We start from the raw sequence: 25139 nt of genomic DNA, 5'->3' as shown, positions 1-25139 counted from the left end.
CATTTTCTTCAATCTTTTTTGATATGCACCTTAGGTACTGGGGACGTAGCTAACTAACTTTGTGAGTCTGTATGAAAATCTAATGCAAAATTGATCAAGATTTCCAACAGTCTCATCAAAGTGGATTTAGCTGACTGATTTTTGAACCCAAGGTTTCAAAAATCCCCACATAACAGTACGGCGGTGCATATCCCTCTAGCAAGTCTTTGACTTGCCTTTAACGATTTTAGAGCACAGTATTACTCACTATTCTGCGTCTTCTGCTAAGAGTTTAGCTCGTGTTGCTTCATCCAAAAGTGGGTAGCCTAAGCGCTTGCGTTCTGCGACAAAGGTTTTGGCTACGATACGGGCCAAGTTACGGATACGAGCGATATAGCCTGCGCGTTCGGTTACAGATACGGCACCACGCGCGTCAAGCAAGTTAAAGGTGTGTGAACATTTGAGAACATAATCATAGGCAGGGTGAACCAAGCCTTCTTCCAAAGCACGACCAGCTTCTTTTTCAAACTTATCAAAGTTTTCCAGCAACATTTCTTGATCAGAAATTTCAAATGAATATTTTGAATGCTCGTACTCAGGCTGGATAAAGATTTCTCCATATTTTACACCATCAGCCCACTCGATATCATAGACAGAATCAACCTCTTGGATGTAAGAAGCTAAACGCTCCAAACCATAGGTTACTTCCGCAGTCACAGGGCCAGTTGCCAATCCACCTACTTGTTGGAAATATGTGAACTGGGTGATTTCCATCCCATCAAGCCAAACTTCCCAACCAAGACCAGCTGAACCAGTAGATGGATTTTCCCAGTTATCCTCAACGAAACGAATATCATGTTCCAAAGGATTGATTCCCAATTTTTCCAAAGACTCAAGGTAAAGTTCTTGGATGTTTGATGGAGATGGCTTCATGACCACTTGGAATTGGTGGTGTTGGTAAAGACGGTTAGGATTTTCTCCGTAACGACCGTCAGCAGGACGACGTGATGGCTCTACATACGCTGCATTCCATGGCTCAGGTCCGATAGCACGAAGGAAAGTGTAAGGACTCATGGTTCCCGCACCTTTTTCATTATCATAAGCCTGCATAAGCATACAACCTTGGTCATTCCAAAATTGTTGCAAAGTCAAAATAATTTCTTGAAATGTTAATTTTTTAGACATTGAATACTCCTTAATAAAAAATGATTTTTTGCGACACGAGTCTGCCTCGTCGATTATACGAGGCAAGACGAGTTAGTACTGCTTCTAGCTCAGCACCATGGTACTGAGCGTGGGGCAGTCCGACTGTAAGGAGGTTTCTGCCACTGACGCAGTGGAAAGTCAATTTTTTAGACATTGTTTACTCCTTTAGTTTATATTATCTTCTTAGATTTATTTATCAAGCAACCAAGAAAAGGCTGGGTCCTGAAAAATATGACGTTTAGGAACAGTTTGTAAATTCTGATCGCATTCATCTATTGTACCTAATTTCAAAGCACAGACTTCTGGTATATTTTCTTGAACAGTGAAAATTTGACTATGACAGTTCTGGCAGTAATAACGCTGTTTTCCTGGAGAAGAACTATATGAAACAAGCTTTTCTTTTCCATGCAATACTAGCTTTTCACTGCTAACTTTAGCATTAACTGTATAGGCAGACGCAGTTGCTTTCCGACAGAATGAGCAATGACAAAAAACTAATTCCGATAATTCCTCATCTAGAGTGTAGGTCACTGCTTTACATAAACAAGATCCTTTAAGCATGATGCTCCTTTCTACTTAGGCATTAGACGAATTCAAAAAGAACCGAATTTCAACGCCCAAGCCTTGCGACTAGGGGCGTCAGAAACGCGGTTCCACCCTAATTTATTACTTCATTGTTTTTGAAAATACTACAGAAAGCGCCAGTTCTTTATTTTGTCCTACTTGGCTCCCACTATCCCAAGCTCGCTTGAAGAACGCCATAAGACTTTCTTTCCTGCTGACTATTATATCAAAAATTAGAACAATGTACAATTCTTTTTATGATTTTCTAGAAATCCATATCATCAACTCGTGGAGCACCAGATTGAACAGCAATTGTTTTTAAAGTTTCTCTCTCCTCATGACTCAATTCAATTCCAAAGCAATCAAGATTAGCCTGAATACGAGACGCTGTGACAGATTTCGGAAGCGGTAAAAATCCTTCTGCTAAGCTCCAGGCCAAGGCTATCTGAGCAATAGATTTTCCGTGATTTGTTGCGATTTCTTGCACTTGCTTGCTATCAAACAGTTCTCCTTGGCCAAAAGGACCCCAAGCTTCCAATAAAATTCCTTTTTCTCGACAGTAATCTACGACTTCCTCTTGATACACACCTGGCGCCAAACGAACTTGATTGACCGCTGGAAGAATTTTTGCTGTTTCAATCAAGGCATCCAAATGATGGGGAAGAAAATTACTAACACCAATAGCACGGATTTTGCCTTCTTGATAGAGGTCTTCCATCGCTCTCCAAACTTCCGCATTTCGGATTTTCCATTGGTTATTTTCTCTGAGCGGTTTTGGATTTGGCCAATGAATCAAATACAAATCCAAATATTCCAAGCCCAGCTTCTCTAAAGACTCTTCAAAAGCCTGACGAGCTTGCTCATAGCTATGATTTGTATTCCAGAGTTTGCTGGTTACAAAAATTTCCTCACGCGGAACGCCACTATCTTGAATGGCACGACCAACGCTTTCTTCATTTTTATAAATATCTGCCGTATCGATATGGCGATAGCCTGCCTTTAAAGCCTCTAGTACAGCTTGATAGGCAATCTCTCCATTTTCAGCTTTCCAGGTTCCAAATCCCAGTACTGGAATTGGAACGCCATTATTTAAAGTATAAGATTTCATTATTTTTCCTTTCTATGAGAAGAAAATCCAAAGAAGCAAATTTTCAAGGAAAACTTATCTCTTTAGATTTTGTGTATTATTGATCACGGTCGTAATAGAGTTGGTGAGCTTTAAGACGAGAGTCTAACAAATCTGGTATGGTTACAAAGTCATAACCTTGACCTTTCAAATAGTCAATAACCTTCGGTAGAGCATTTACAGTCTCAGCATGGATATCATGCATGAGAATAATAGAACCATTCTTGACTTCACGCTGAATTTCTGTCAAAATAGATGCTTCATTTTTACTCTTCCAGTCCAGACTATCTACATCCCACATAATAAAGCTCAAATCTAAGCTATTGCGAATGTCGTCAGTGATAGCACCATAAGGCGGACGCATGAGTTTGGAACTAGAACCCAGCACTTTAGTCAACGCATCCTCAGTATCAGTAATCTGTTTTTTAGCTTCATCAAGCGAAAGTTTTGAAAGAACTGGATGGCTCCAACTATGGTTTCCAATGACATGGCCATCTGCTTTCATGCGTTTCAAAATCTCTTCATTGCCAGAAACATTCTTACCTAAAACAAAGAAAGTCGCCTTGATACCATACTTAGAAAGAGTATCTAATGCTTGATTTGTCGTTGCAGGATTTGGTCCATCATCAAAAGTCAAGGCCACTACTTTACGATTTTTCTTTTCATAATAAGCCTTATATAGCTCTGCATCCTTATCTAATAAATAAGAGGACTGAATAACTTCAAAGAAACTAGATACTGGCAAGGCAATCTCATCCAGATTTTCAACAGGCTGACTCGGATAAATAAGAATTTGGCTATCCTTGTAATCAAAATTCCACGTAGATAAGTCTTGGTCAGACAAACCTTTAACAATCTGATCGACCTTTTCTTGCTCCAATTTCTTATCCTGTAAAAAAGAAGTCAGTTCTTTTAAAAACTTCTCTTTAGCCTTACCAGCATCTGAAAATAGTTGATCAAGCGTAAAAGGTTTACCATCTTCGGTCAAATGCACTTTCGCTAGACTAGTTTTTTCAGTCTCTTCAACTTTTGAAGAAGTTAAATCATAGACTTGTTTCATCACACTTCGGTTGACAATCCCTTTTAAAGTCGAATCCTGTTTCTCCGTATAATAAAAAACCAGATTTTCCTTGTCTTCCAGATTTTCCTTAATATCCTGTGTCATAATTCCCTTTATAGACGAAATTACTTGCTCCCCTTGGAGAGGATAATAGGCAATTACTTCGGCTTTTCCCTTACGAAAATGATCCTTCTGATTTCCCTCACTCAATTGATCATCTTTCTCTTTTTTGAGCGATTCAATCTTTTGTTCAAAACTTTGTTTTGTGTATATTTTATATCCAATTATTGAACCAAGGACACAAATACTTACTGAGAAGATAGCTACTAGGGCTATTAGACTCATTCTTATCTTATCGTGATTCTCACGCTTTGCTCTACTTTTATCCATAAGACCATCATATCAAATTCAAGCTATAATTTCAATGATTTTGGAGGAAATAGTATATTAAAAAAGAGGAGTCTGGGACAAAAAGATTTTGATTTCAGGAATTCTTTATTATAAGTTTTTAAAATCGATCGATTAGACAAAAAAGCGAACAAAACAGAATCATGAGTGTCAGACAACTTGTTTTGTTCGCTTTTTATATTTAAGGTTAGACTTTTATCCCAGACTCGATTCCATTGCTGAGAATCGGTTTTCTAAATAAATCAAGCCAACTTTTTTACGTAATATAAATTATGTGAAAAACTCCTACAACAATAAATCTTTTACTTTCCCAATTTCACTTTTTGGAATAACTAGGTGAATCATATCACCGAGATACATTCTGGTTGAGCCGTTAACTGTTTGGCTCTTGCCATTATGGACTTGTGTGGTGATGAGTACGTTATGTGGCAAGTTGAGTTCGTGTACTTGTTTTCCTGCTATTTTATCTGAAACAGGGATTTCAATGAGAGTGACTTCTCCTTCATCTGTCGCTTCTTCTGGCAGCATTTTTTCCAACATAGCCTCATAGACTGGCGCACCCTTGAGCAGATCCATGATGATGTAGGCAACTAGGGTTACTAATCCAAGTGGCATGAGGTTGCGAATATCTCCTACCATCTCAGTTACGAGTATCATAGCAGTTAAGGGAGCCTTGGATATTGCTCCAAAATAGCCACTCATTCCTAGAATGACAAATATAGGAAACTGCTCTTGACTGACAAGTCCAAGATTGACACAAATGACACCAACTAGAGCTCCAAGCAATGAACCAAGCGCCAAAATTGGTAGGAAAATTCCTCCTGGAAGGCCACTTCCATAACTAATCATGCTCCAAACAAAGCGAATCAAAAAGTAAACTAATAGAACTTGGAAACTAAAATCTTGCTCAGTTAGGGAAAGAACCAGCTGATTTCCACCACCAAGGATTTGGGGTAAGAAGATTCCGACTGGTAGGATGAGAATAAAGGCAAAAATTGGGTAATAAGCTCTATCCAAATGGATTTTTTGACCAAGCCAATCATAAACTCTACCGACATTGAGTACAGCCTTCTCATAGAGAAAACCGGAAAGACCCAGAAAAATTCCCATGAGGAGGTAAATCCAATACTGATCTAGGGTCATGAGAGGGATATTATCTGGCATATCCAGTACGGGTGTTAGGCCAAATATGAGCAGAGAAACAAAATTTGCTACGAGACTAGCTGCGAGAGTAGATACCCAGAAAAAGCGTGAAAAATGGTGATAAACTTCTTCTACCACAAAGAGAAGTCCTGCAATCGGTGCATTAAAGGCCGCAGCTAGACCAGCGGCAGCTCCACTAGCAATCAGGGAGCGTTCCTCTACTGGACTGGATTTGAGCCATTTGGCAATTCCTTTACCACCGACTGCTCCAAGCTGAATACTTGGTCCTTCACGCCCCAGCAGAAGGCCACTTGCAATAGCAAGAATTCCTAGAATATATTTTTTCCAAAGAATTCCCCACCAGTTGAGAGTCATCAATCCCTTTAATTCGGCTTCAACTTGAGGAATTCCTGAGCCTTTGATATCTTTTTCAGATCGAGTTAATTTCGCACTGAGCCAACAAACTATTAAATAAAATAGACCAATGATAAAAAGATTGCGCACTAGGTGCGCTTGATCTTGATAAAGTCCTTGTATCAGGTGGAAGCCTTTTTCGATTAAAAACCGAAAAGATCCGACGATGAGTCCGACGACGAGACCCACGATGATGCCTCGCCCAACTTGGGATAATATGGTACTTGAGGCAAAGGCAAATTCTTTCTTGGAGCTGAGTGTTTCTGACTGTTCCTCCATAATCATTCCTTCTAACTTAACTTTCTTTTTATCCTAAAACCAGTGATTTAACGGGTTCAAAGCTGGTTCGGTGAATTGGGGTAACTCCTAGTTTTGTGAGGCCTTCCAGGTGTTTGGCTGTTCCATATCCTGCATTAGCAGTAAAATCATAGCCAGGAAACTGCTGGTCGTATTCCTTCATCAATTCATCACGTGTCACCTTGGCTACTATAGAAGCTGCTGCAATTGAAAGGGAATTAGCATCTCCTTTGATGATAGATGTTTGTGAAATTGGTAAATCCAGTTTCATGGCATCTATCAAAAGGTGCTCAGGTTGAGGACTGAGCTGGGAGATTGCTTCCTGCATGGCCAGTTTGGTTGCTTCATAGATATTGACTTGGTCGATGATATGATTGTCCATGATACCAATGCCGATTGACAAAGCTTGGTCCTGAACGGCTTGGAAAATCTCCAAATGTTTCTTTTTTGGAATTTTCTTACTGTCGTTGAGACCTTTAATCTTACAATTTTGAGGTAAAATAACAGCTGCAGCGACTACAGGCCCAGCCAGAGGACCACGACCAACCTCGTCAACACCTGCTATCAAGGTCAATCCTTGCTTATACAGTTCCTTTTCGTAGGAAAGCATGGATTCCAAACGAAAATCCTCATCCAATTCTGCCTGAATAGCTTTTTTACGCTTGCTGATTTCCTTTTGAACTCCAGAGCGATTATCCTTTTCAAGCTCTAAAAAAATAGGGCTTTCTATATCCTTGATTGTTGTGAGGAGTTCTTTGATTTCTTTAATCGTCGCCATCGAGGTCTTCCAATGTATCTAAGGTATAGTTACCAAGTTTGCCATCACGGACTTCCTTCACAAAGAGACTGTAAAAGCGGTCGTAGTCGTCTCGGAAACCGAGGGCACGTGTCATATCCATAATAATAACAGGCGCTTCTTCCTCAATTTTCATTTGTTTGAAGCGTTCAGCCAGCTTTTCTGGATAATGTTCTTTGAAATAATTCAGACCCAAAATGGTTACCTCGTCCATAGGAAGCAACTGGTCTTTAATAGCTCCAGTCAAGGCCAACTTAAGCGCAACAGTTTCATCCTCAAACTTAGGCCAGAGAATCCCCGGTGTATCCAAGATTTCCAGGTCTTTATTGGTTTTGAGCCATTGTTGTCCCTTGGTAACACCTGGTTTGTTGCCGACAACGGCAATTTTCTTACCAGCCAAACGGTTCATGAGAGTGGATTTACCAGCATTTGGAATCCCGATAATCATGGTACGCAAGGTTTCAATCTTGATACCACGTTCTTTCTGGCGAGCAATCTTATCAGCCATAAGTTTTTTGGCCGCATCTGTTACAACTTTTACAGTCATTTGCTCTTTGGAGTTGATAGCTAACGTCTGGATTCCTTGTGATTCAAAATATTGACGCCATTCCTTGGTCATTGCTGGGTCAGCCAAGTCCGCCTTGTTTAAAATCAAGAGTTTTGGTTTGTCACCAACAATCTTAGTCAACATAGGATTTTGACTAGACAGAGGTAAGCGTGCATCCACCAAAATCGTCACAAAATCAACAAATTTTAAATTCTCCTGCACCTGTCGACGCGCTTTAGACATGTGACCAGGAAACCATTGAATAGTAGCCATTGAGTTTTTTCCTTTCGTAGCAAGGGTTTAGAGCCCCTATTTCATTTTACTATTGTTTGAACATAGAGAGTTTTCAAATGAATGGTGTTCAAACAGTTCTTATTTAATTACATAGAAATCTACTTTATATTATATCATGCCTTCTCTATTTTGTCCGATGATAGCCCTTTAAGCTCCCTGAATAGAAAAAGAAAGGACGAAATTTGTCCTTTCTAGATCTTAGCTGACTTCAACCTACTATAGTTGACAAAAAGCCCAAATTAATTTGATATTCCTAATCAATTTGTTCATATCTTATTCCAATCAACTATATATTAATTATGATGATTTGTTCAATATCCTAGTGAGAATAAGAGAACCACTCATTAATTAGACTAGCGATTTCTTTAGGTGCTTCAGTATAAAGCTCATGGCCAAAGTTCTCTAGAAGAATAGTATCAAAATAGTCTGGCAATTCTTTTAGGGCTTCCTCTCTCCATGTAGCTTCATTAGGATAGCGAGGACTAATAAACAAGGTATCTCCCACTTCTCTCTTAAAAGCTTGGATTTTCCTCCGTAGGCGGAGGATCGCTTCTATATTTTCATAATTTATAGCCAACTCATATCTATTATACTTCGCATTCCAGTGATAGGACTGTCTTACAGCTTCCTCCATATTTTCTGACCAATACTTTGCTTCGGATTTTTCTTTAGAAATAAGAAGATTTAAGTCCGAAATAACTTGAGATTTGATATAGTTTTTAGTTTCCTCTAACTCTGTATCTAAAGGTAAACTCTTATCTAAATCTAGATAGCCACCATCCAAAAGAATCAGTTTTGTCACTTCATAAAATTCCGATGCGAGATAACGAGCCAAATCTCCTCCAAGAGAATGACCTATCAGACAGATAGATTCTTCCTCTACAATCTCATTTTTAAACCATGATTTCAAATCTAATTCGCTTTGAAAAAATCTTTCATATGGATTCAGAAAACAGATCTGCAAATCTAGTTCTTGAAGAAAATCCTTGCTATGATAGACATTGCTTCCCAAACCGCCAATAAAATATATTTTCATTCTCTACTTAATACTATGCTTGTTCATCTTTTGTTCAAAGATAGTTGTGATAATCTGACGCAATTCTTCGCGTTCTTTTTCTGGAATCTCACCACTTGTTTGAGCTACAGCGTAGAGTTCAGGGTGTTCAATTGAAATGCGTTTAATCGTACGTGTTGTAGCATGTTTTCTGACGAAAAACGGAATGCGCTTAATCAAGTCTTGTGGTACTAGCGCAAGAATCTTCTCAGCAGTTTCCTTGTCACTAATCTTAGACGTCGTCAGCCCCTTCTTAATCATTTCCTGTTCTTTTTCTGTAAAATCTTTTAATTCCATTCGATTAGTCCTCCTATTTTCTTTAAGTTAAATTATATACCAATTGTAGCAAGACGACAAATAGTCTGTTTGTAAAATGCTCTCTATACTACAATTTTCCTGTCACTCTTAATTGCTCTTTAATGAAAAATCACAAATCCTTTTGGAGAGATGACAAGCTGATTCTCTAATTCTTGGCAATTGCTTGCTAGTGCTACTGCTTCTTTCTCTACAATACAATCTTCTGTTGATTGGTTAAAGATAGCTTTAAGGAACTGTCCTTCATATTTCCACTCCAAGGCAACTACATCTTGTTTGATTTTTTTTAGGCTATACTTGCCATGCGAAATGATTACTGACGCGAATTTGCGAATCTTAATCAGCCTCTTCATGAAATTCAGCATATCATTGTCTCTTGATACGCGTTCCCAAGGCATACAACGACGACAATCTGGGTCTGGTCCTCCGGTCAAGGAAAGCTCTGTTCCGTAATAGATGCACGGTGTCCCTTTTTGTAAAAAGAGAAAGGCTAGGGCTGATTTGACCAGTTGAACATCTTCATTTGCCGTCCACAAAATACGTTCTGTATCATGCGAATCTAGAAGATTAAACATCACTTCTGAAATCTGCTGTTTGTAATACATAGATTGGCCATTGATCTCATCGATGAATTGGTCTGTCTTCTTAATTCCTCGTAAGAAATAGTCCTTGATACTATCAGATAAAGGATAATTCATGACCGCATGGAACTCATCGCCATTTAGCCAAGGCTGAGATGTATGCCAGACTTCTCCTAGGATATAAAGATCAGGCTTTTTAGCTAAAACTGCCTTGCGAAAATCCCTCCAAAACTGATGGTCAATCTCATTAGCCACATCCAAACGCCAAGCATCAATATCAAACTCTTCAATCCAATAAGTCGCAACCTTTAAAAGATAATCCTTGACCTCTGGATTGGCTGTATTTAGCTTAGGCATATAGTCCTCGAAACCAAAAGCGTGATAGGGTAACTCTCTCTTATTGGCTAGTTTTTCAGTAGTCACTGGGAATTGTTGAATATGAAACCAATCCTTATAAGCAGACTGTTCACCATTTTGGACAACATCTTGCCATTGAGGAGATTGCGAACCAATATGATTAAATACAGCATCCAGCATGACTTTCATGCCACGCTGATGAGCTTGCTCGACCAGCTCCCGAAAGGTCTCCTTGTCTCCAAAATGACGGTCAATTTCAAAGTAATCTGTCGTATTGTACTTATGATTGCTCGTAGATTCAAAGATGGGACAGAGATAAAGTCCAGTAATGCCCAAGTCTTGCAAATAATCCAGATGGTCAATAATCCCCTGTAAATCACCACCAAAGAAATCATCACTCTTAGGTGTGATAGATGAATCCCAGTCTAAAGCCCCCTCTGGGTTTAATTGAGCATTTCCATTAGCAAATCTCTCAGGAAATATCTGATACCATACCGTATCTGAAACCCAGTCAGGAACCTGGCAGGCATCAATCTCATGAAGATAAGGCAACTTAAATCCGTTTCCAATAGCATGAAGATTTTCTAGAGAATTTTCCACACACCCTTTATCACCATACAAAATACTTTGATCTTCTGTATCCTTGAGTTCAAAGAGATACTGGATACGTGCAAAGTAGACGGACACTTCAACCTGCCAATAATCAAATAGGGCAGCCGAAGTTATTTTGGACATTTCTTTTGTATCCTGATAAAACTCCTCCATAAAGATAAAAGGGTCTCCATAGTGCAAGTTGATGCTTTCAATGTCCCCTTTCTTAGTTCGAATCCTAATATGAAGCTTCTTATCCTTATAAAGATAGGCAAACTCCGACTCTGGCCTATGGTAAATGGCACTTAATTCCATCAATTTGTCTCCTTGAGTTCCAATTCAAATTTTACGCAAACGCTTTCATAATTGTGATTCTAGTATACTACTTTCGTATTTTATTTTCAAGGCTTGTCCGTAGATTCTAGTGGTTTGGTTCTATAAATAAAAAAGCAGCCAGTCTTACAACCAACTACTTTTCAAATGATGATTCACAAATGTCTTTCCAGCCACTCTATCTTTTTAAAATCCTTATTGTTATTGTGCTCATTTCGATAAGAATCTTGGGAAGAAGCCTTGTAAATACTTAAAAACTGTTCCAAACTTGGAACGCGAAAAGTGATGTTTTCGAGATGAATCAACTCTATATCCGATTCCGAAACTCCAGCAAAATCAGGTAAAGAATCGATACTTCCGAATTCAACACTCAGACCATCTTTTTGGAATTCATGCTCATGAATATCTATTAAGGCATAGCCTAAGTGTTTCATCACTTTCATTATCTTATCCCACTCATAAATTCTGAGATGATCGGGTGCTTCCCAACCTCTAGGGTCACCAGGCACATGAATGTCAATGTCAGACGGCCCCCATTCTTCATTTGATCGGTATTCAAACCCCAAAGACCCCATGAGCGTCGGAGTGATTCCAACTTGGTTTAAATGAGAACAAATTGTTCGAAATTCATCAAATAGAGAATTCATTCCTCCTCCAATCGTTGATATAGAACTTAATTTCGTTGTGAATAATAAACTAATTTTTACCTTCTACTCTTTCGGTTTTGAAAAGACTTCAATATGTTGGCCCAGTACCTTGATTTCTACAGGTAGGTTATCTGACTTATCACCGTCAACATCTGACTCCAATTCACTATCTGAAGAGATCTTAATATTACGCGCTCTGATATACTCAATATTATCATTGCCGACAACATCTCCTTTTAGTAAATCAGGAATGACGGATAATTTGGAGAATATTGAAGCATCTTTCAGAATCAAAATGTTGGCATAGCCGTCCTTGTTTTCTTCAAAGATTTTTTTGTCAGCGAAGTAATTTGTCAAGAGAACCAAAACATGACTAGCTTCACCAACATAATTTCCATTCTCTGTCTCCACCTTAATGTTAAAGACATGATCTGTCATAACGGACTTCATGGTATTTACAGCATAGGCAAGAATACCAAATTTTGTCTTATCTTCAATTTCAACGTTGTGAATCGCCTCAGGTAGAGAACCGATACTAAAGATATAACCAAAATAATTGTCATTCGCTTTTCCGATATCAATCTTATTGGTTAAGTTGAAATCGAGTTCATCAATCGCGCCATCGATGTCTTGATTGATTTCCAACAGTTTTGTAATAAGGTTACCCGTACCGCCTGGGATAATCCCTAACTTAGGAATGTAGTCTCTCTCAGCAATACCCGAAATGACTTCGTTGACAGTTCCATCTCCACCAAACACAACCACTGCATCGTACTGCTCACGAGACGCCTCTTCAGCAAAATGTGTTGCATCCAGCGCCTTTTCGGTAATTTTGGTTTCCACGTGCTCAAAGTATTCTTTTGCTTTATTTTCCAGCTTATCTTTGTAATCCAAAGCCTTCTCGCCACCAGAAGTAGGGTTGATAATTACCATTGCCTTTTTCATTAATTTTCTCCTTAATATTCGTTAGAAATCTTTATATTTCATTATATGAAATTAAATGTACCCCTATTATACAATGAAAATACAGAAAAGAGAAATCTGACGTACTGGAGATTAATACGCTTTTATTCTGTTTTCCCATCGTCTAACTATGTTCATTCAAGTAAGAATAGGCCCTATCTTTTATCCAACCAGGAATACCATAAGCTGCCTCTGCAATGCTACCAGTTATTGCAGCAAGTGTATCACTATCGCCACCAAGTGAGATGGAGTTTCTACTTGTCATACTCTTTTATTTTATCAGCATATTCAGTCAAAAGATTCTTTGAATAAATTTTTTCAGCTTTTGAATTTCTAACTTCTTTCCAAAGAATAGAAGCTACTTTTAACTTATTTGAGTAGTTAAGACTATTTTCGTCTGCACAGAAATCCTTTAGAAATTGGTTCCATTGACAAACCGAATGATCATACTTAGCATAATCTGAATTTCCATAATAAACTTTTAGCATATCTTGGATTGTAAAACTCAAATCATTTTCTCTTTTTACTTTTCTCCAAGCAGTCGCCATATCAGCAGTAAATTTAAAGAGTGAAATATCTGTTAAAGTTGAGAAATATTCTCTAAAGTGAGTGTTAAAGGAGAATCCACATTCAAGTAAGGGCGTATTTAAGGTAACGACTTCTACTCGTTTCTTTTTCCTTTTTATTGATGATTTTTTAATCAAATTACCCTTAAAGTACTGCTCAATAATATGATTGAGTTCTTGTTTGGTACCTCTATATTCAAGTTCTAATAACTTGCATATTTGTGAAAGTTCATCACGATACCAATAATATTTATTAAACTCATCAAACGAAGTGATTTTATCAAATTCTGGTCTGTTCTCTATCAATATTTTAGCTCCACAAAAAAATTTAGGTTTTCATCTTAAAATAATGGAGTTTTAGTTTCTTTATTTTGAGCATTAGCTCCGTTTCACTAACAAACTCACACATTCAACATGATGCGTTTGTGGAACTCAAAAGATTCGGGGAACCTTTTGAGAATTAATTGCGTTTCTCTAACAAACTCACACACTCGACGTGGTGCGTTTGAGGAAATAAGTCCACCGGCTGGACTTTCTTCAACTCGTATCCCAATTCTTGGTAGAGTTTGATATCACGCGCCATGGTTGCGACATTGCATGAGATATAGGCGATGCGATCTGCTCCTGTTTGAGCGCTTGCCTTGATAAAGCTTTCTGTGAGCCCTTTTCTTGGTGGGTCCACTAGGATAAGGCTGGGCTGAATTCCTTCTTTAAGCCAAGTCTTCATGGCGTTTTCAGCTGTGTCACAGACATAGTGGGCGTTTGAGATATTGTTGAGTTGAGCATTCTTCTTGCTATTTTCAACCGCTTCTGGAATTACTTCCACACCATAGACTTCCTTGACATGTTTCGCAACAGAGAGGCCAATCGTCCCGATACCAGAGTAGGCATCGATAACCACATCATCTGATTTTAATGCTGCAAAGTCAATGGCTGTCTGATAAAGTTTTTCCGCCATTTCTGTATTAACTTGGTAAAAGGCTGGACCAGCGATTTGGTAGTCATTTCTCAACATTTGGTCGGTAATATAGTCTTGACCATAAAGTGTGCGCCATTTCTTACCAAAAATTGCATTGGTATTCTGGTCGTTGATATTTTGCATGACAGACACAATCTCTGGGAACTGCTTGATTAGTTGTTCAATCAATTGCTCCACACGAAAAACTTTGGGACGAGTTGTCACCAAAATGACCATGATTTGCCCTGAATAGTGACCACGACGCACCACAAGGTTTCGAATCAAGCCAGACTGTTCCTTTTCATCATAAGGTTTCAAATCATAACGGCGGAGCAAGTCACGTAGGCCTACTACTACCTCATCAATCACAGGATCTTGGATAAAGAAATCTTCCAAAGGCATGAGGTCATGTGAATTTTTACGGAAAAATCCAGTTTCCAATACACCATTCACTCGACGAACAGGCACCTGTGCCTTGTTGCGGTACTTGACTGGATTTTCCATGCCAAGTGTTTCAGCAACCCCTACATCTGCAATTCCAGCAATCTTGTATAGACTATCCTTAACTTGCTTGGTTTTAAACTTGAGCTGTTCTGGATAGGCAAGATGTCCTAAATCCGCAATTCCTGAACGCAGGTAAGCCAAATCTATATTTTGAGTACGGTGTGGTGACTGGACAAGGTATTCTTCAACTTTCCCAAAACCAATCTTTTTGTTTACTTTAAGGACACGCATGAGGATTTTTTCACTTGGTAAAGCATTCTCGACAAAGAATACCAAACCATCCACCTTGGCAACTCCTGCCCCTTCGTGGGTCAAATCAACAATTTCAACTTCTACAATATCATTTTTCTTTAACATTCTCTTCTCTTTCTATTGGCCGACAAAAAAGACGGCAACGTTACGGTTACCATCTATTATACCATGAAATTTGTAATCAGATTCTCTTTATCTATGCTAGTTCATTTCTTTAAATGCTGCTTCTGCATCCGCATTGCTGATAACACCAAATTGAATCTTTCCAATCTTTCCTTGACTATCAATTAGGTATTCTGTAGGAATGCTTCGGATTTGATAAGCTTGGAATGTAGTTGCTTTTGTGTCATAAAGAACTGGGATATCTTTATATCCTTGATCTTGGAACCATTGTGGGAATTGCTCAACAGTTTTTTCGCCTTGAATACCCGGTGCAATGACACTAAGAATTTCAAAATCGCGATCTGGTTTTGCAGCTAATTCCATCAACTCAGGCATACTTTTCTTACATGGACCACACCAGGAAGCCCAAAACTTCAAATAGACTTTTTTACCCTTATAATCAGATAACTTAACTTCTTTACCATCCATAGATTGCAAGGTAAAATCTGGAGCATCTTTTCCAACAGCAATTTGTTGTACAGTCGTTTGTTGTTTTGGCTGTTGTGCTGCTTGAGTCTTTTTAGTTTCTTCCTCACCACAGGCTATCAATACGACTAATGACAAGAGGCTTAAGCCAGCAAACATTACTTTTTTCATCTTTTTCTCCTTTATTCAAAAATTCCAGCTAGAACATTTACTTGTCCTAATAGTAACAAAATTCCCATTAAAATAATGAGGAAACCACCAATTTTCTTCAGTAGCATCATATGACGTTTAATTTTACTAAAATAAGGCATTACTACACCTGAAGCTAGAGCCAAAATCAAGAAAGGAATGGCCATCCCTAAAGTGTAAATCAAGGTATAGATAGCACCTTGCCAAGCGCCATTGCCCCCAGAAGCCGCAAGCGCTAAAACAGAACTCAAAACTGGACCAATACAAGGCGTCCAACCAAAGCTAAAGGTAATACCGAGTAAAAAGGCCGACCAATAACGATTGGCTTCTGATTTCTTAAAAGTAAAGCTTTTTTGAACCTCTAATTTCTTAAAATGAAAAATTTCCATCTGGTGAAGGCCCAAAATAATGATAATCGTACCCATGGTATAGCGAAACCAATTGGCATAGAGAATATTACCAAAGTAACCAGCACCAAATCCTAGAATAAAGAAAATGAGTGAAATACCTGCGATAAAGCAAAGCGTTCGAATCAAACCTGACCAAGCAACTTTTCTCCCAAACAAGGAAAAACTTTTTGCACTTTCCTGATCATCCAATAAAATTCCAGCATAAACTGGCAGAAGAGGAAAAATACAGGGAGAAAAGAAGGACAGGACACCTGCTAAAAAAACGGAGATTGAAAATATTAGCGTTTCCAATAAAGAACCAACTTTCTTAAGAATTTAAAACTATTGTACTATAAATATTAAAATTTGTATCAAGTTTGCTACGGTTAACTGTTTTTGTTATTATATTATATGAAACAAACTCTTTAATAGTACACTATGTTTTCCAAAACATTGTTAGAAATTGATTTGAATTTCTCAATCAAGTTGTTCGGTTTTTTCATTTCACTATAGATAAAAGAAAAAATTGAAGAAAATTGTCCAAAGAGCCACTTTTTCTTCAATCTACTTTTACTTATTTTAATAAGTCCCTTCTTCACCTTGACTAGTCAAGATAACAGGACCATCTTTCGTAATCACGAATTGGTGTTCATATTGGCATGATAGGCCACCGTCAATGGTCTTATGCGCCCAACCGGTCTTCATATCTGTATCAATTTCCCAGTCACCTGTATTGATCATTGGTTCAATAGTCAAGACCATTCCTTCACGAAGACGGAGTCCTCGACCTGCAATACCATAGTTAGGAACCATTGGTTCTTCATGCATAGTTGGACCAACACCATGACCAACCAAATCACGCACTACACCGTAACCACGACTTTCAGCGTATTCTTGAATGGCTGCACCAATATCACCGATACGATTTCCAACAACAGCTTTCTCAATACCCTTGTACATAGCTTCTTTGGTTACATCCATCAAGTTTTTCACTTCTTCGGACGGTGTACCGACAGCATAAGCCCAACATGAGTCTGCAAGACCACCTGAATAGCTCTGAGTGTATTTCTTCATTTGCTCAATATTGTTGAAGTTTAATTTTGAGACATTCAAATCAGATTTGGCAATTGGACCTCCCAAAACCATGTCAACCTTGAGCAAATCACCATCTTTCAAGATATAGTGACGAGGGAAAGCATGAGCCACTTCATCATTAAGAGAGCAGCAGGTAGCATAAGGATAGTCCATCATTGCACCGTCAACCCCAATCTGAAGCGGAAGGAAATTTTCTTCCTTACAACGACGGCGGACATACTCTTCAACTTCCCACATATCTACGCCAGGCTTAATCAAATCACGTAAGCCGATATGAATACTTGCTAAAAAATCACCGGCCTTATCCATAGCTTCAATTTCACGAGCTGATTTTAATGTTATCATTTTTTCTCCTAGTTTCTAATTAATTTTAACAGTCACATTTGCTTTTGAAACAATCTGATGACCATGATAAATATCGTAATCAATAATAGCTGATCGTCTAGTATGATGGATAATGCGTGCTTGAATGCGCAGTATATCATCTATCTGAACAGCCTGCAAAAAGTAGATCAGCATTTGTTCGATGATGAGATTGCGACCACTATTTACAACTAAATCTTGGGTCATATGAGTCAAGATTTCTGCCAATATGCCGTTAGCCAAAACACCATTTTTTTCAAGCATAAAGGGTTCCACTGTAATGACTACTTCATCATGGTGATAAGAGAGTTTTTGTCCAATCTGCTCAGAAAAAGTCGGTAGAGCAGAAACTTGGGAACGACTCATCTTCTCCATGACATCTCGTCGTGTCACAACTCCAAGCAAGGTTTGATTATTCCGAATAACTGGTACCATTTCAAAGTCTTCTGCAATCATCCGTTGACTCACATTGGCAATATTTGTCGATAATCCAACTAAAAATAGACTACGAGACATGACCTTATCAATTGTGGTACTTGGTGACTTATCACCCGCATCTCTCATAGTAACAACCCCAACAACGACCTGATGTTGATTGATAACAGGGAAACGACTGCTACGATTCTTACGAACTAAGTCCAAATAATCTTTAACTGTGTCAGTCTCTCTCAGAAAACCATATTCATGACTCGGACGGTAAAGTTTCTCAACAGTCAGAATATCAGTCTTGATTTGGACATTTGACAAGGCTTTATTGATCATGGTCGCGACGGTGAATGTGTCATGCTTGCTTCTCAGAACCGGGATCCCTTTTTGATTGGCCAGTTTAAGTACATCATTATGAACCTGAAATCCCCCTGTAACCAGAACTGCATTTTCATTTTCCAAGGCTAGCAACTGAATACGGGTTCGGTCTCCGACAATCAAGAGCCCCCCATCGTGAAGGTAAGACAAGATATTTTGTTCAGTCATGGCACCAATTGAAAACTTACTAAATTCTCTCTCTAAACCTTCTTGCCCAGCCAAAACCTCAGAAGAAGTCACTTCTGCAATTTCAGCAAAAGTTAATCTTTCAATAGCAACTTTCTGGGATTTGACGCGGATTGTTCCACTTCTAGGACGGGTCTCCACAATTCCACGGTTTTCAGCTTCCTTGATAGCGCGATAGGCCGTTCCATCACTGACTCCCAGATGGTTGGAAATACTACGAACACTGACCCTTTTACCTACTGGTAATTCCTCCAAATAGCTTAGAATTTCCTGATGCTTACTCATTGAATTCTCCTTTTACATACCGAAATTCAAGATAATCCCGCATTTTTCTTGTGTAGCGATCACTTCCCTTAAACTGACGGAACAAACTAAATCCAGACTTAAGAGCAACTCTTTGGCTAGCTTCATTTTCAAGGTGGGTAATGATAGATAATTGTTTTAAGCCAAATTCCTCAAAAGAAAGCTGACAAATTTTTCTAACAACCTCTGTCATAAATCCTTGCGACCAAGCATCTTTTCTCAAAAAATAGCCAAGCTCAGCTTCTTTTTTGATTTCATCTAACTTCTCAAATTTAATAGAACCAATCATTTGTTGATTTTTCTGGTCACAAATTGCCCACACTCCCAAAGGGGACTTCATAAAGTAATTGGCCAGTGCATATTGACTTTCTTCCAGACTTGCCTGCGTTGGGAAAATAAATTGAAGATTTTCTGGATTTGAAGCTATCTCGTGGAAGTCTTGACTATCACTAAAAAAGAAAGGACGCAAATACAAGCGATCCGTTTCAAAAAAAGAAAACATTGCTAATTTGGTCCAAATATTCATAAACACCTCTACGGTTTAATCCTCAACAAGTGTAATATCCGCTCCTAGATTACGTAATTTTTCGATAATATCAGAATAACCACGTAAGATAAACTCGATATTGGTAATTTCAGTTTGTCCCTCGGCCATCAAACCAGCAATAACTAAAGCTGCACCAGCTCTCAGGTCAGTTGCTTTAACACTTGCCCCACGCAAATCACGTCCACCTGTGTACAAAATATGACCATTTGTTGTCGAAATGTCCGCATCCATCTTTGCTAGTTCAAAAACATGATTTACACGTTTTTCGTAAATCGTATCGACAATTGTACCACGACCATTCGCTCTTAGTAAAAGTGGAGTAATCGGTTGTTGCAAGTCAGTAGCAAAACCTGGGTAAGGAGCCGTCTTAATATTGATTGCTTTCAAATTAGACTGCTCTTCGACAAAAATGCTGTCTTCAGATACAGTCATTCTCACTCCCATTTCTTCCAGCTTAGCAATAAATCCTTCTAGGTGTTCGTAAAGAACATTATTTATACGAATCCCCTTGCCGACTGCAGCAGCTAAAGAAATATATGTTCCAGCTTCGATACGGTCTGGAATCACCTGATGACGGGTTCCATGTAATCTTTCAACACCATCAATAATGATGATATTAGTTCCTGCACCGCGGATATGGGCTCCCATATTATTCAAGAGAGTAGCTACATCAATAATCTCAGGCTCACGGGCTGCATTTTCAATAATGGTACGACCATTTGCTTTAACTGCAGCAATCATCGTATTAATCGTCGCACCAACACTAACCGTATCCATGTAAATACTTGCACCATGAAGTCCTGTATCTTTAGCAGATAACTTCATGTTATCTCCCTCGTAGCTAACAGTGGCACCCATAGCTTCAAAAGCCTTAAGGTGTAGGTCAATCGGACGAGGACCAAGATCACATCCTCCCGGTAAACCAACTGTCGCTTCACCAAAACGGCCTAAGAGACTCCCATAAAAATAGTAAGATGCACGAAGACTGTTAATTTTACCATAAGGCATTGGAATATTTTGAACACCTCTTGGATCAATCTCCAAGACATCATCATAACGCTTAACAGTAGCTCCCATCAATTCCATAATTTCGACAAGACTGGCTACATCCGAAATATCTGGAACACAATCCAAAGTCACCACATCATCAGCCAATATAATAGCTGGAATTAAGGCCACAACGCTATTTTTAGCACCACTAATAGTGATTTCACCTTGTAGTGGTAATCCACCATTGATAACAATTTTTCTCATTCTAAGTTTTTAATACTCTTTCAAGATTTCTAATAAGGTCTTTAAAATAAAGTATATCATAAATTTATCCTTTTTTCCATCCTTTTCAATTTTATTGGAGATAGTAAGTAATAAACCGGATTAAGTTGAAAGGTTGAGTCCATATTTTATGAAACATCTTTTGATACTAAAAAAGCCTAAACTAAGAACTGCAAAATACCCCAAAAATTAGATTTTCTATGTCTAACTTTTGAAGTATCGTTCAACTATAGAAATAATAGTCTTTTGGGATATTTATAGCAAGAAGAAATCAAAAACAACTCATGTCTGTGTCACCTTACAGATAATCTACTACTGACCTTCTCATCTCTATATTCAATTGCAAATAGTCGTATTTAGTTGACTCAGAACAAACTTCCGAGTTTTTTTATTAAGCATTGGAAGTGAGTTCTTTTTGATTCTCGTTCAGCAGGTTTTAAGACTTGTCCTATCCAGATAATATCTTTTCTGCAACCCACAATGACTAACAAATAGCTTTTCTTTACTCTACTACCGCTTCAGCGATTTCTTCACGGCTAATACCAGCGAAGTAGCGTGTAATATCAATAGTTTCTAGAGCTTTAAGAACATCTTCGCGTTCGTATTTGATGCCACGAAGGACATCTTCTACAGCTGCAACGTCTTCTATACCAAAGAAGTCCCCATAAATCTTGATGTCTTGGATTTTTGATTCGACGATATTAGCAAAGACTTCGACTTTACCACTGGTGAATTTTGTCCCACGACGGACGTTAAACTCAGGTGATTTACCGTAGTTCCAGTCCCAAGTTCCAAACTTAGTATCCTTGATGCGATTGATTTCGGCCAATTCTTGCTCAGAAAAAACGTATTCAGTCATCTCTGGGTACTCTTTTTTCATGTATTCCAATAGCAAATCACGGAATTCTTCAACTGTGATTTTTTCTGGTAATTCATTGATAATATTGGTTACACGGGCACGGACCGATTTGACACCTTTTGATTCAAATTTATCTTTTGAAACCTTGAGTGCGTTAGCAAGTACTGATAAATCAACGTCAAAGAGCAAGCAACCGTGGTGCATGATACGGCCATTGATATAAGCTTGGGCATTGCCACAGAATTTTTTGCCATCAATCTCAAGGTCATTACGGCCTGTGAACTCAGCTTTAACACCTAGTTGAGCCAAGGTATTGATAACTGGAGTTGAGAAACTCTTGAAGTCAAAGGCCTTGTTTTCATCTTCTTTTGAAATGATGGTGTAGTTGAGGTTGTTTAAATCGTGATAAACAGCTCCACCACCACTGATACGGCGGACTACCTCAATACCATTTTCTCGAACATAATCACGGTTGATTTCTTCAATAGTGTTCTGGTGACGACCAACAATGATAGATGGTTTGTTAATCCAAAGAAGGAAGATTTGTTCCTCATCTAGTAAGTGTTTAAAGGCGTATTCTTCCAAGGCGATATTAAAGGCAGTGTCGTTTGAATGATTGATAATATATTTCATGATATCCCTTTATACGATAGAGACTGGAAAATGTCTTCCAGTCTAATCTATCTTCGTTTTATTTTTTCTTAGGTGAATGGATGGCCATTCCTAGAACATCCGCAAATGCTTCGTACATTACTTCAGAGTAGGTTGGGTGTCCGTGGATAGTCTTCAGCATTTCTTCAACAGTGATTTCCATTTCGATAATGCTTGATGCCTCGTTAATCAATTCTGCAGCTGCAGGACCAATGATGTGCACACCAAGGATTTCTCCGTATTTCTTATCAGCGATAACTTTTACGAAACCTTGAGCAGCGTCAGATGCTATAGCACGACCGTTAGCAGCAAAGTTGAATTTACCGATAGCGACATCGTATTTCTCACGAGCTTGTTCTTCTGTTAGACCTACTGCTGCTACTTCAGGGAGAGTGTAGATGGCTGCAGGAGTCAAGTTCAGTTTGGCAACAGCATGATTTCCTTTAAGGGCATTTTCAGCCGCAACTTCACCCATGCGGAAGGCTGCATGCGCCAACATCTTCGTACCGTTAATGTCACCTGGTGCATAGATGCCTGGAACAGAAGTTTCCATGTATTCATTGACCTTGATACGTCCACGATCCAATTCAAACTCAACATCACCAATACCTTCAAGATCCGGAACACGACCGATTGAAAGGAGAGCTTTGCTTGCGATAATATCGTCTTTTCCTTCAACCTTGATACGAAGTTGACCATTTTCCTCGATGATTTCTTGCAGTTTAGTACCAGTCAAGATGGTCATTCCTTTACGCTCAAGGATCAAGCGAAGGTTCTTAGATACTTCCGCATCCATTGCTGGGACAATGCGATCCATCATTTCGATAACAGTTACTTTTGAACCGAATGTCATGAAGGCTTGACCAAGCTCGATACCGACAACCCCACCACCAATGATAACGAGACTTTCTGGAACTTCGTTCATTTCAAGAATATCGTCACTGGTCATGACAAGTGACGATTCCATACCAGGAACGTTGATCTTGCTGACTTTTGAACCACCAGCAAGGATAATTTTCTTGGTTTCAAGCAATTCTGAACCATTTACCAAGACATTCTTGTCTTTAGTAATAGTACCGATACCCTTATGAACAGTAACTCCGTAGCTACGAAGAAGTCCTGCAACACCACCAACAAGAGTATTAACAACTTTAGATTTAGTTTCTAAAAGTTTGTCCATATCTACAGTGAAGTTTGGATTTTCGATTACGATACCACGGTTTGCGGTATGACCGATGTTTTCGATAATTTCAGCGTTATGAAGGTAGGTCTTAGTTGGGATACAGCCACGGTTCAAGCAGGTTCCACCAAGTTCAGATTTCTCAACAAGGGCAACCTTACCGCCGAGTTGGGCAGCTTTGATGGCTGCAACATAACCAGCAGGACCTCCACCAATCACAACGATATCAAAAGCATCATCGCTCTTACCATCATCGTTTGAGGCACTTGCTGCAGGTGCAGGGCTAGCTTCTGGGGCTGCTGCTCCAGCTGTTGGGATGTTTTCCCCTTCTTCACCAAGGTAACCGATAACTTCCGTTACAGGGACAGTTTCACCATCTCCTTTGAGAATGGCAATCAAGTACCCATCTTCTTCGGCTTCCAATTCCATGCTGACTTTGTCAGTCATGATTTCCAAAAGGATTTCTCCTTCTTTTACAAATTCTCCGACTTTTTTATTCCATTGGACGATTTGTCCTTCTGTCATATCCACGCCGGCTTTTGGCATAATTACTTCTAAGGCCATGTCTTCCTTCCTTTATCTATATCTTTAAAATGAATACTCTTGTTCTTAAATCAACATTGAGATTGGATTTTCTATCAATTCTTTCAAGTCTTTCATGAACTTAGCACCAGCCATACCATCTACGACACGGTGGTCAATTGTTAAACCAAGACTCATGATTGGGCGAATCACAATTTCACCATTGACGACAACTGGCTTCTCAATTGTCGAACTCACACCAAGGATAGCTGAGTTTGGTTGGTTGATGATCGGACCAAAGGACTGAACTCCAAACATTCCCAAGTTACTGATAGTAAATGTTGAATTTTGCAGTTCGCTTGGAGCCAATTTACCATCCAAGGTACGGCCAATAACATCCTTAAAGGCTACAACCAGTTCTGAAAGACTCATCTTCTCAGCATTGTAAACAACAGGTGTCATCAATCCATTATCCATTCCAACTGCCATCGCAAGGTTGACATAGTTATGAGTGATAATGGTCTTGCCGTCTTCTGTCAATGAAGCGTTGATATAAGGATGCTTCATCAAGGTTTTCACAACAGCAAGTGAAAGAAGATCTGTTACAGTAGTCTTCTTCCCAGTTGCTTCCATGATTGGCTCAAGAACCTTCTTACGAAGAGCCAACATTTCAGTCATATCAACTTCATAGTTGAGCGTGAAGGTTGGCGCAGTTAGGTAAGATTCAACCATACGTTGGGCAATAACCTTACGCATTGGTGTCATTGGAATACGTTCAATTTCACCGTATGGTGTTACGTTATCAGGAACTTCTTCCACTTTTTCAATCTGAGCAGGAGACTTGATGGTATCGTTTTCGATATTTTCAGGAAGCAAGGCCAAAACATCCTTCTTCATGATTTTACCACGATGACCAGTTCCTTGGATTTCCTGCCAAGCAATATTATGTTCGAGGGCAATTCGTTTTGCAAGTGGCGAAATGCGAACCACGTTTGTGTCTTTATAAGTTTCCACGTCTTCTTTGTGGACACGACCGTTTGCACCTGAGCCAGAAACGTCGTAGAGGTTGATCCCTAAATCATCCGCTAACTTTCTAGCCGCAGGAGTCGCTCTTAGCTTGTCATCAGCCATGACCTCTCCAATTCTATTATAAGATACTAAGGGCGTCAAAAGTCAAAGTGAAAATAGGAAACTTGACGAAGAAACTTTAGTTTCTAGGAAAGTTTATCTTTTTCA

General features: G+C 39.0%; 23 protein-coding genes and 1 pseudogene. All 24 read right to left on the bottom strand.

Annotated elements, in window-relative coordinates; genetic code table 11:
- Positions 1-246: 246 nt before the first annotated feature.
- Positions 247-1164: a glycine--tRNA ligase subunit alpha gene (glyQ, locus tag ACWPV5_RS03860; protein ID WP_023941248.1), complete on the bottom strand. Its 918-nt coding sequence runs from the start codon at positions 1162-1164 to the stop codon at positions 247-249.
- A 210-nt stretch (positions 1165-1374) separates the two neighbouring features.
- Positions 1375-1746, bottom strand: a complete 372-nt coding sequence (locus ACWPV5_RS03855) for a GFA family protein (RefSeq protein ID WP_000912012.1) — start codon at positions 1744-1746, stop codon at positions 1375-1377.
- Between the two features lie 268 nt (positions 1747-2014).
- On the bottom strand, positions 2015-2857 hold the full coding sequence (locus ACWPV5_RS03850) for an aldo/keto reductase (RefSeq protein ID WP_454382400.1): 843 nt from the start codon (positions 2855-2857) through the stop codon (positions 2015-2017).
- Between the two features lie 76 nt (positions 2858-2933).
- Positions 2934-4325 carry a peptidoglycan-N-acetylglucosamine deacetylase PgdA gene (gene pgdA, locus ACWPV5_RS03845; RefSeq protein ID WP_454382398.1) on the bottom strand — a complete coding sequence of 464 codons (1392 nt, stop codon included), beginning with the start codon at positions 4323-4325 and terminating at the stop codon, positions 2934-2936.
- 303 nt (positions 4326-4628) lie between these two features.
- Complete coding sequence (locus ACWPV5_RS03840; RefSeq protein ID WP_219966657.1) at positions 4629-6179, bottom strand: ClC family H(+)/Cl(-) exchange transporter; 1551 nt, start codon at positions 6177-6179, stop codon at positions 4629-4631.
- Positions 6180-6207: 28 nt separating this feature from the next.
- Positions 6208-6975 (bottom strand): ribonuclease HII, encoded by a 768-nt coding sequence (locus tag ACWPV5_RS03835; protein WP_454382395.1) that lies wholly within the window; start codon positions 6973-6975, stop codon positions 6208-6210.
- On the bottom strand, positions 6962-7813 hold the full coding sequence (gene ylqF, locus ACWPV5_RS03830) for a ribosome biogenesis GTPase YlqF (RefSeq protein ID WP_261023730.1): 852 nt from the start codon (positions 7811-7813) through the stop codon (positions 6962-6964). The genes ACWPV5_RS03835 and ylqF overlap by 14 nt, the downstream gene beginning before the upstream one ends.
- A 340-nt stretch (positions 7814-8153) precedes the next feature.
- Entirely contained in the window at positions 8154-8870 is a 717-nt protein-coding gene (locus ACWPV5_RS03825) for an alpha/beta hydrolase (protein WP_033677160.1), read from the bottom strand.
- Between the two features lie 3 nt (positions 8871-8873).
- Positions 8874-9185 (bottom strand): hypothetical protein, encoded by a 312-nt coding sequence (locus ACWPV5_RS03820; protein ID WP_000420558.1) that lies wholly within the window; start codon positions 9183-9185, stop codon positions 8874-8876.
- Positions 9186-9304: 119 nt separating this feature from the next.
- A complete protein-coding gene (locus ACWPV5_RS03815; RefSeq protein ID WP_219966654.1) occupies positions 9305-11047 on the bottom strand; it encodes a glycoside hydrolase family 13 protein in 1743 nt (580 codons plus the stop codon).
- A 173-nt stretch (positions 11048-11220) separates the two neighbouring features.
- On the bottom strand, positions 11221-11712 hold the full coding sequence (locus tag ACWPV5_RS03810; RefSeq protein WP_023942513.1) for a phosphoribosylanthranilate isomerase: 492 nt from the start codon (positions 11710-11712) through the stop codon (positions 11221-11223).
- Between the two features lie 63 nt (positions 11713-11775).
- The gene (locus tag ACWPV5_RS03805; RefSeq protein WP_261055469.1) at positions 11776-12657 is read right to left on the bottom strand and encodes a diacylglycerol kinase family lipid kinase; all 882 of its coding nucleotides are present in this window, start codon (positions 12655-12657) and stop codon (positions 11776-11778) included.
- Between the two features lie 111 nt (positions 12658-12768).
- Positions 12769-12931, bottom strand: a pseudogene (locus ACWPV5_RS03800) (ADP-ribosylglycohydrolase family protein); the annotation flags it as partial.
- Positions 12930-13547 carry an SAP domain-containing protein gene (locus ACWPV5_RS03795; protein ID WP_265526283.1) on the bottom strand — a complete coding sequence of 206 codons (618 nt, stop codon included), beginning with the start codon at positions 13545-13547 and terminating at the stop codon, positions 12930-12932. The gene ACWPV5_RS03795 and the pseudogene ACWPV5_RS03800, both read right to left, overlap by 2 nt.
- A gap of 154 nt (positions 13548-13701) precedes the next feature.
- Positions 13702-15060 (bottom strand): 23S rRNA (uracil(1939)-C(5))-methyltransferase RlmD, encoded by a 1359-nt coding sequence (gene rlmD, locus ACWPV5_RS03790; RefSeq protein ID WP_454382391.1) that lies wholly within the window; start codon positions 15058-15060, stop codon positions 13702-13704.
- 96 nt (positions 15061-15156) lie between these two features.
- A complete protein-coding gene (gene sdbB, locus ACWPV5_RS03785) occupies positions 15157-15714 on the bottom strand; it encodes a TlpA family protein disulfide reductase (protein ID WP_219966648.1) in 558 nt (185 codons plus the stop codon).
- A gap of 11 nt (positions 15715-15725) precedes the next feature.
- On the bottom strand, positions 15726-16433 hold the full coding sequence (gene ccdA2, locus ACWPV5_RS03780; RefSeq protein ID WP_219966647.1) for a cytochrome c biogenesis CcdA family protein: 708 nt from the start codon (positions 16431-16433) through the stop codon (positions 15726-15728).
- A gap of 267 nt (positions 16434-16700) precedes the next feature.
- Positions 16701-17561 (bottom strand): methionyl aminopeptidase, encoded by an 861-nt coding sequence (locus ACWPV5_RS03775; RefSeq protein ID WP_219966646.1) that lies wholly within the window; start codon positions 17559-17561, stop codon positions 16701-16703.
- Between the two features lie 15 nt (positions 17562-17576).
- Positions 17577-18854, bottom strand: coding sequence for a CBS-HotDog domain-containing transcription factor SpxR (spxR, locus tag ACWPV5_RS03770; RefSeq protein WP_219966645.1), 1278 nt, complete (start codon positions 18852-18854; stop codon positions 17577-17579).
- Positions 18847-19398, bottom strand: coding sequence for a GNAT family N-acetyltransferase (locus ACWPV5_RS03765; protein WP_001028727.1), 552 nt, complete (start codon positions 19396-19398; stop codon positions 18847-18849). The genes spxR and ACWPV5_RS03765 overlap by 8 nt, the downstream gene beginning before the upstream one ends.
- A 15-nt stretch (positions 19399-19413) precedes the next feature.
- Positions 19414-20673 carry a UDP-N-acetylglucosamine 1-carboxyvinyltransferase gene (locus tag ACWPV5_RS03760; protein WP_061088064.1) on the bottom strand — a complete coding sequence of 420 codons (1260 nt, stop codon included), beginning with the start codon at positions 20671-20673 and terminating at the stop codon, positions 19414-19416.
- Positions 20674-21193: 520 nt separating this feature from the next.
- Positions 21194-22183 (bottom strand): lipoate--protein ligase, encoded by a 990-nt coding sequence (locus ACWPV5_RS03755; RefSeq protein ID WP_454382387.1) that lies wholly within the window; start codon positions 22181-22183, stop codon positions 21194-21196.
- Between the two features lie 58 nt (positions 22184-22241).
- A complete protein-coding gene (gene lpdA / locus ACWPV5_RS03750; RefSeq protein WP_454382385.1) occupies positions 22242-23945 on the bottom strand; it encodes a dihydrolipoyl dehydrogenase in 1704 nt (567 codons plus the stop codon).
- Positions 23946-23990: 45 nt separating this feature from the next.
- Entirely contained in the window at positions 23991-25034 is a 1044-nt protein-coding gene (locus ACWPV5_RS03745; RefSeq protein ID WP_000752716.1) for a dihydrolipoamide acetyltransferase, read from the bottom strand.
- Positions 25035-25139: the final 105 nt, after the last annotated feature.

Source organism: Streptococcus sp. Marseille-Q7156 (assembly GCF_965119495.1).
This window is presented reverse-complemented; position numbering and strand designations above follow the sequence as displayed.

What these genes read in the sequence shown, in the direction of transcription:
- ACWPV5_RS03820 (WP_000420558.1), bottom strand. Translation starts at nt 9,185, where the DNA reads ATGGAATTAAAAGATTTTACAGAAAAAGAACAGGAAATGATTAAGAAG.
- sdbB (WP_219966648.1), bottom strand. Translation starts at nt 15,714, where the DNA reads ATGAAAAAAGTAATGTTTGCTGGCTTAAGCCTCTTGTCATTAGTCGTA.
- rlmD (WP_454382391.1), bottom strand. Translation starts at nt 15,060, where the DNA reads ATGTTAAAGAAAAATGATATTGTAGAAGTTGAAATTGTTGATTTGACC.
- ACWPV5_RS03755 (WP_454382387.1), bottom strand. Translation starts at nt 22,183, where the DNA reads ATGAAATATATTATCAATCATTCAAACGACACTGCCTTTAATATCGCC.
- ACWPV5_RS03840 (WP_219966657.1), bottom strand. Translation starts at nt 6,179, where the DNA reads ATGGAGGAACAGTCAGAAACACTCAGCTCCAAGAAAGAATTTGCCTTT.
- ACWPV5_RS03805 (WP_261055469.1), bottom strand. Translation starts at nt 12,657, where the DNA reads ATGAAAAAGGCAATGGTAATTATCAACCCTACTTCTGGTGGCGAGAAG.
- ACWPV5_RS03745 (WP_000752716.1), bottom strand. Translation starts at nt 25,034, where the DNA reads ATGGCTGATGACAAGCTAAGAGCGACTCCTGCGGCTAGAAAGTTAGCG.
- glyQ (WP_023941248.1), bottom strand. Translation starts at nt 1,164, where the DNA reads ATGTCTAAAAAATTAACATTTCAAGAAATTATTTTGACTTTGCAACAA.
- ACWPV5_RS03810 (WP_023942513.1), bottom strand. Translation starts at nt 11,712, where the DNA reads ATGAATTCTCTATTTGATGAATTTCGAACAATTTGTTCTCATTTAAAC.
- ACWPV5_RS03850 (WP_454382400.1), bottom strand. Translation starts at nt 2,857, where the DNA reads ATGAAATCTTATACTTTAAATAATGGCGTTCCAATTCCAGTACTGGGA.
- spxR (WP_219966645.1), bottom strand. Translation starts at nt 18,854, where the DNA reads ATGAGTAAGCATCAGGAAATTCTAAGCTATTTGGAGGAATTACCAGTA.
- ACWPV5_RS03825 (WP_033677160.1), bottom strand. Translation starts at nt 8,870, where the DNA reads ATGAAAATATATTTTATTGGCGGTTTGGGAAGCAATGTCTATCATAGC.
- pgdA (WP_454382398.1), bottom strand. Translation starts at nt 4,325, where the DNA reads ATGGATAAAAGTAGAGCAAAGCGTGAGAATCACGATAAGATAAGAATG.
- ACWPV5_RS03765 (WP_001028727.1), bottom strand. Translation starts at nt 19,398, where the DNA reads ATGAATATTTGGACCAAATTAGCAATGTTTTCTTTTTTTGAAACGGAT.
- ACWPV5_RS03855 (WP_000912012.1), bottom strand. Translation starts at nt 1,746, where the DNA reads ATGCTTAAAGGATCTTGTTTATGTAAAGCAGTGACCTACACTCTAGAT.
- ylqF (WP_261023730.1), bottom strand. Translation starts at nt 7,813, where the DNA reads ATGGCTACTATTCAATGGTTTCCTGGTCACATGTCTAAAGCGCGTCGA.
- lpdA (WP_454382385.1), bottom strand. Translation starts at nt 23,945, where the DNA reads ATGGCCTTAGAAGTAATTATGCCAAAAGCCGGCGTGGATATGACAGAA.
- ACWPV5_RS03835 (WP_454382395.1), bottom strand. Translation starts at nt 6,975, where the DNA reads ATGGCGACGATTAAAGAAATCAAAGAACTCCTCACAACAATCAAGGAT.
- ACWPV5_RS03815 (WP_219966654.1), bottom strand. Translation starts at nt 11,047, where the DNA reads ATGGAATTAAGTGCCATTTACCATAGGCCAGAGTCGGAGTTTGCCTAT.
- ACWPV5_RS03760 (WP_061088064.1), bottom strand. Translation starts at nt 20,673, where the DNA reads ATGAGAAAAATTGTTATCAATGGTGGATTACCACTACAAGGTGAAATC.
- ACWPV5_RS03775 (WP_219966646.1), bottom strand. Translation starts at nt 17,561, where the DNA reads ATGATAACATTAAAATCAGCTCGTGAAATTGAAGCTATGGATAAGGCC.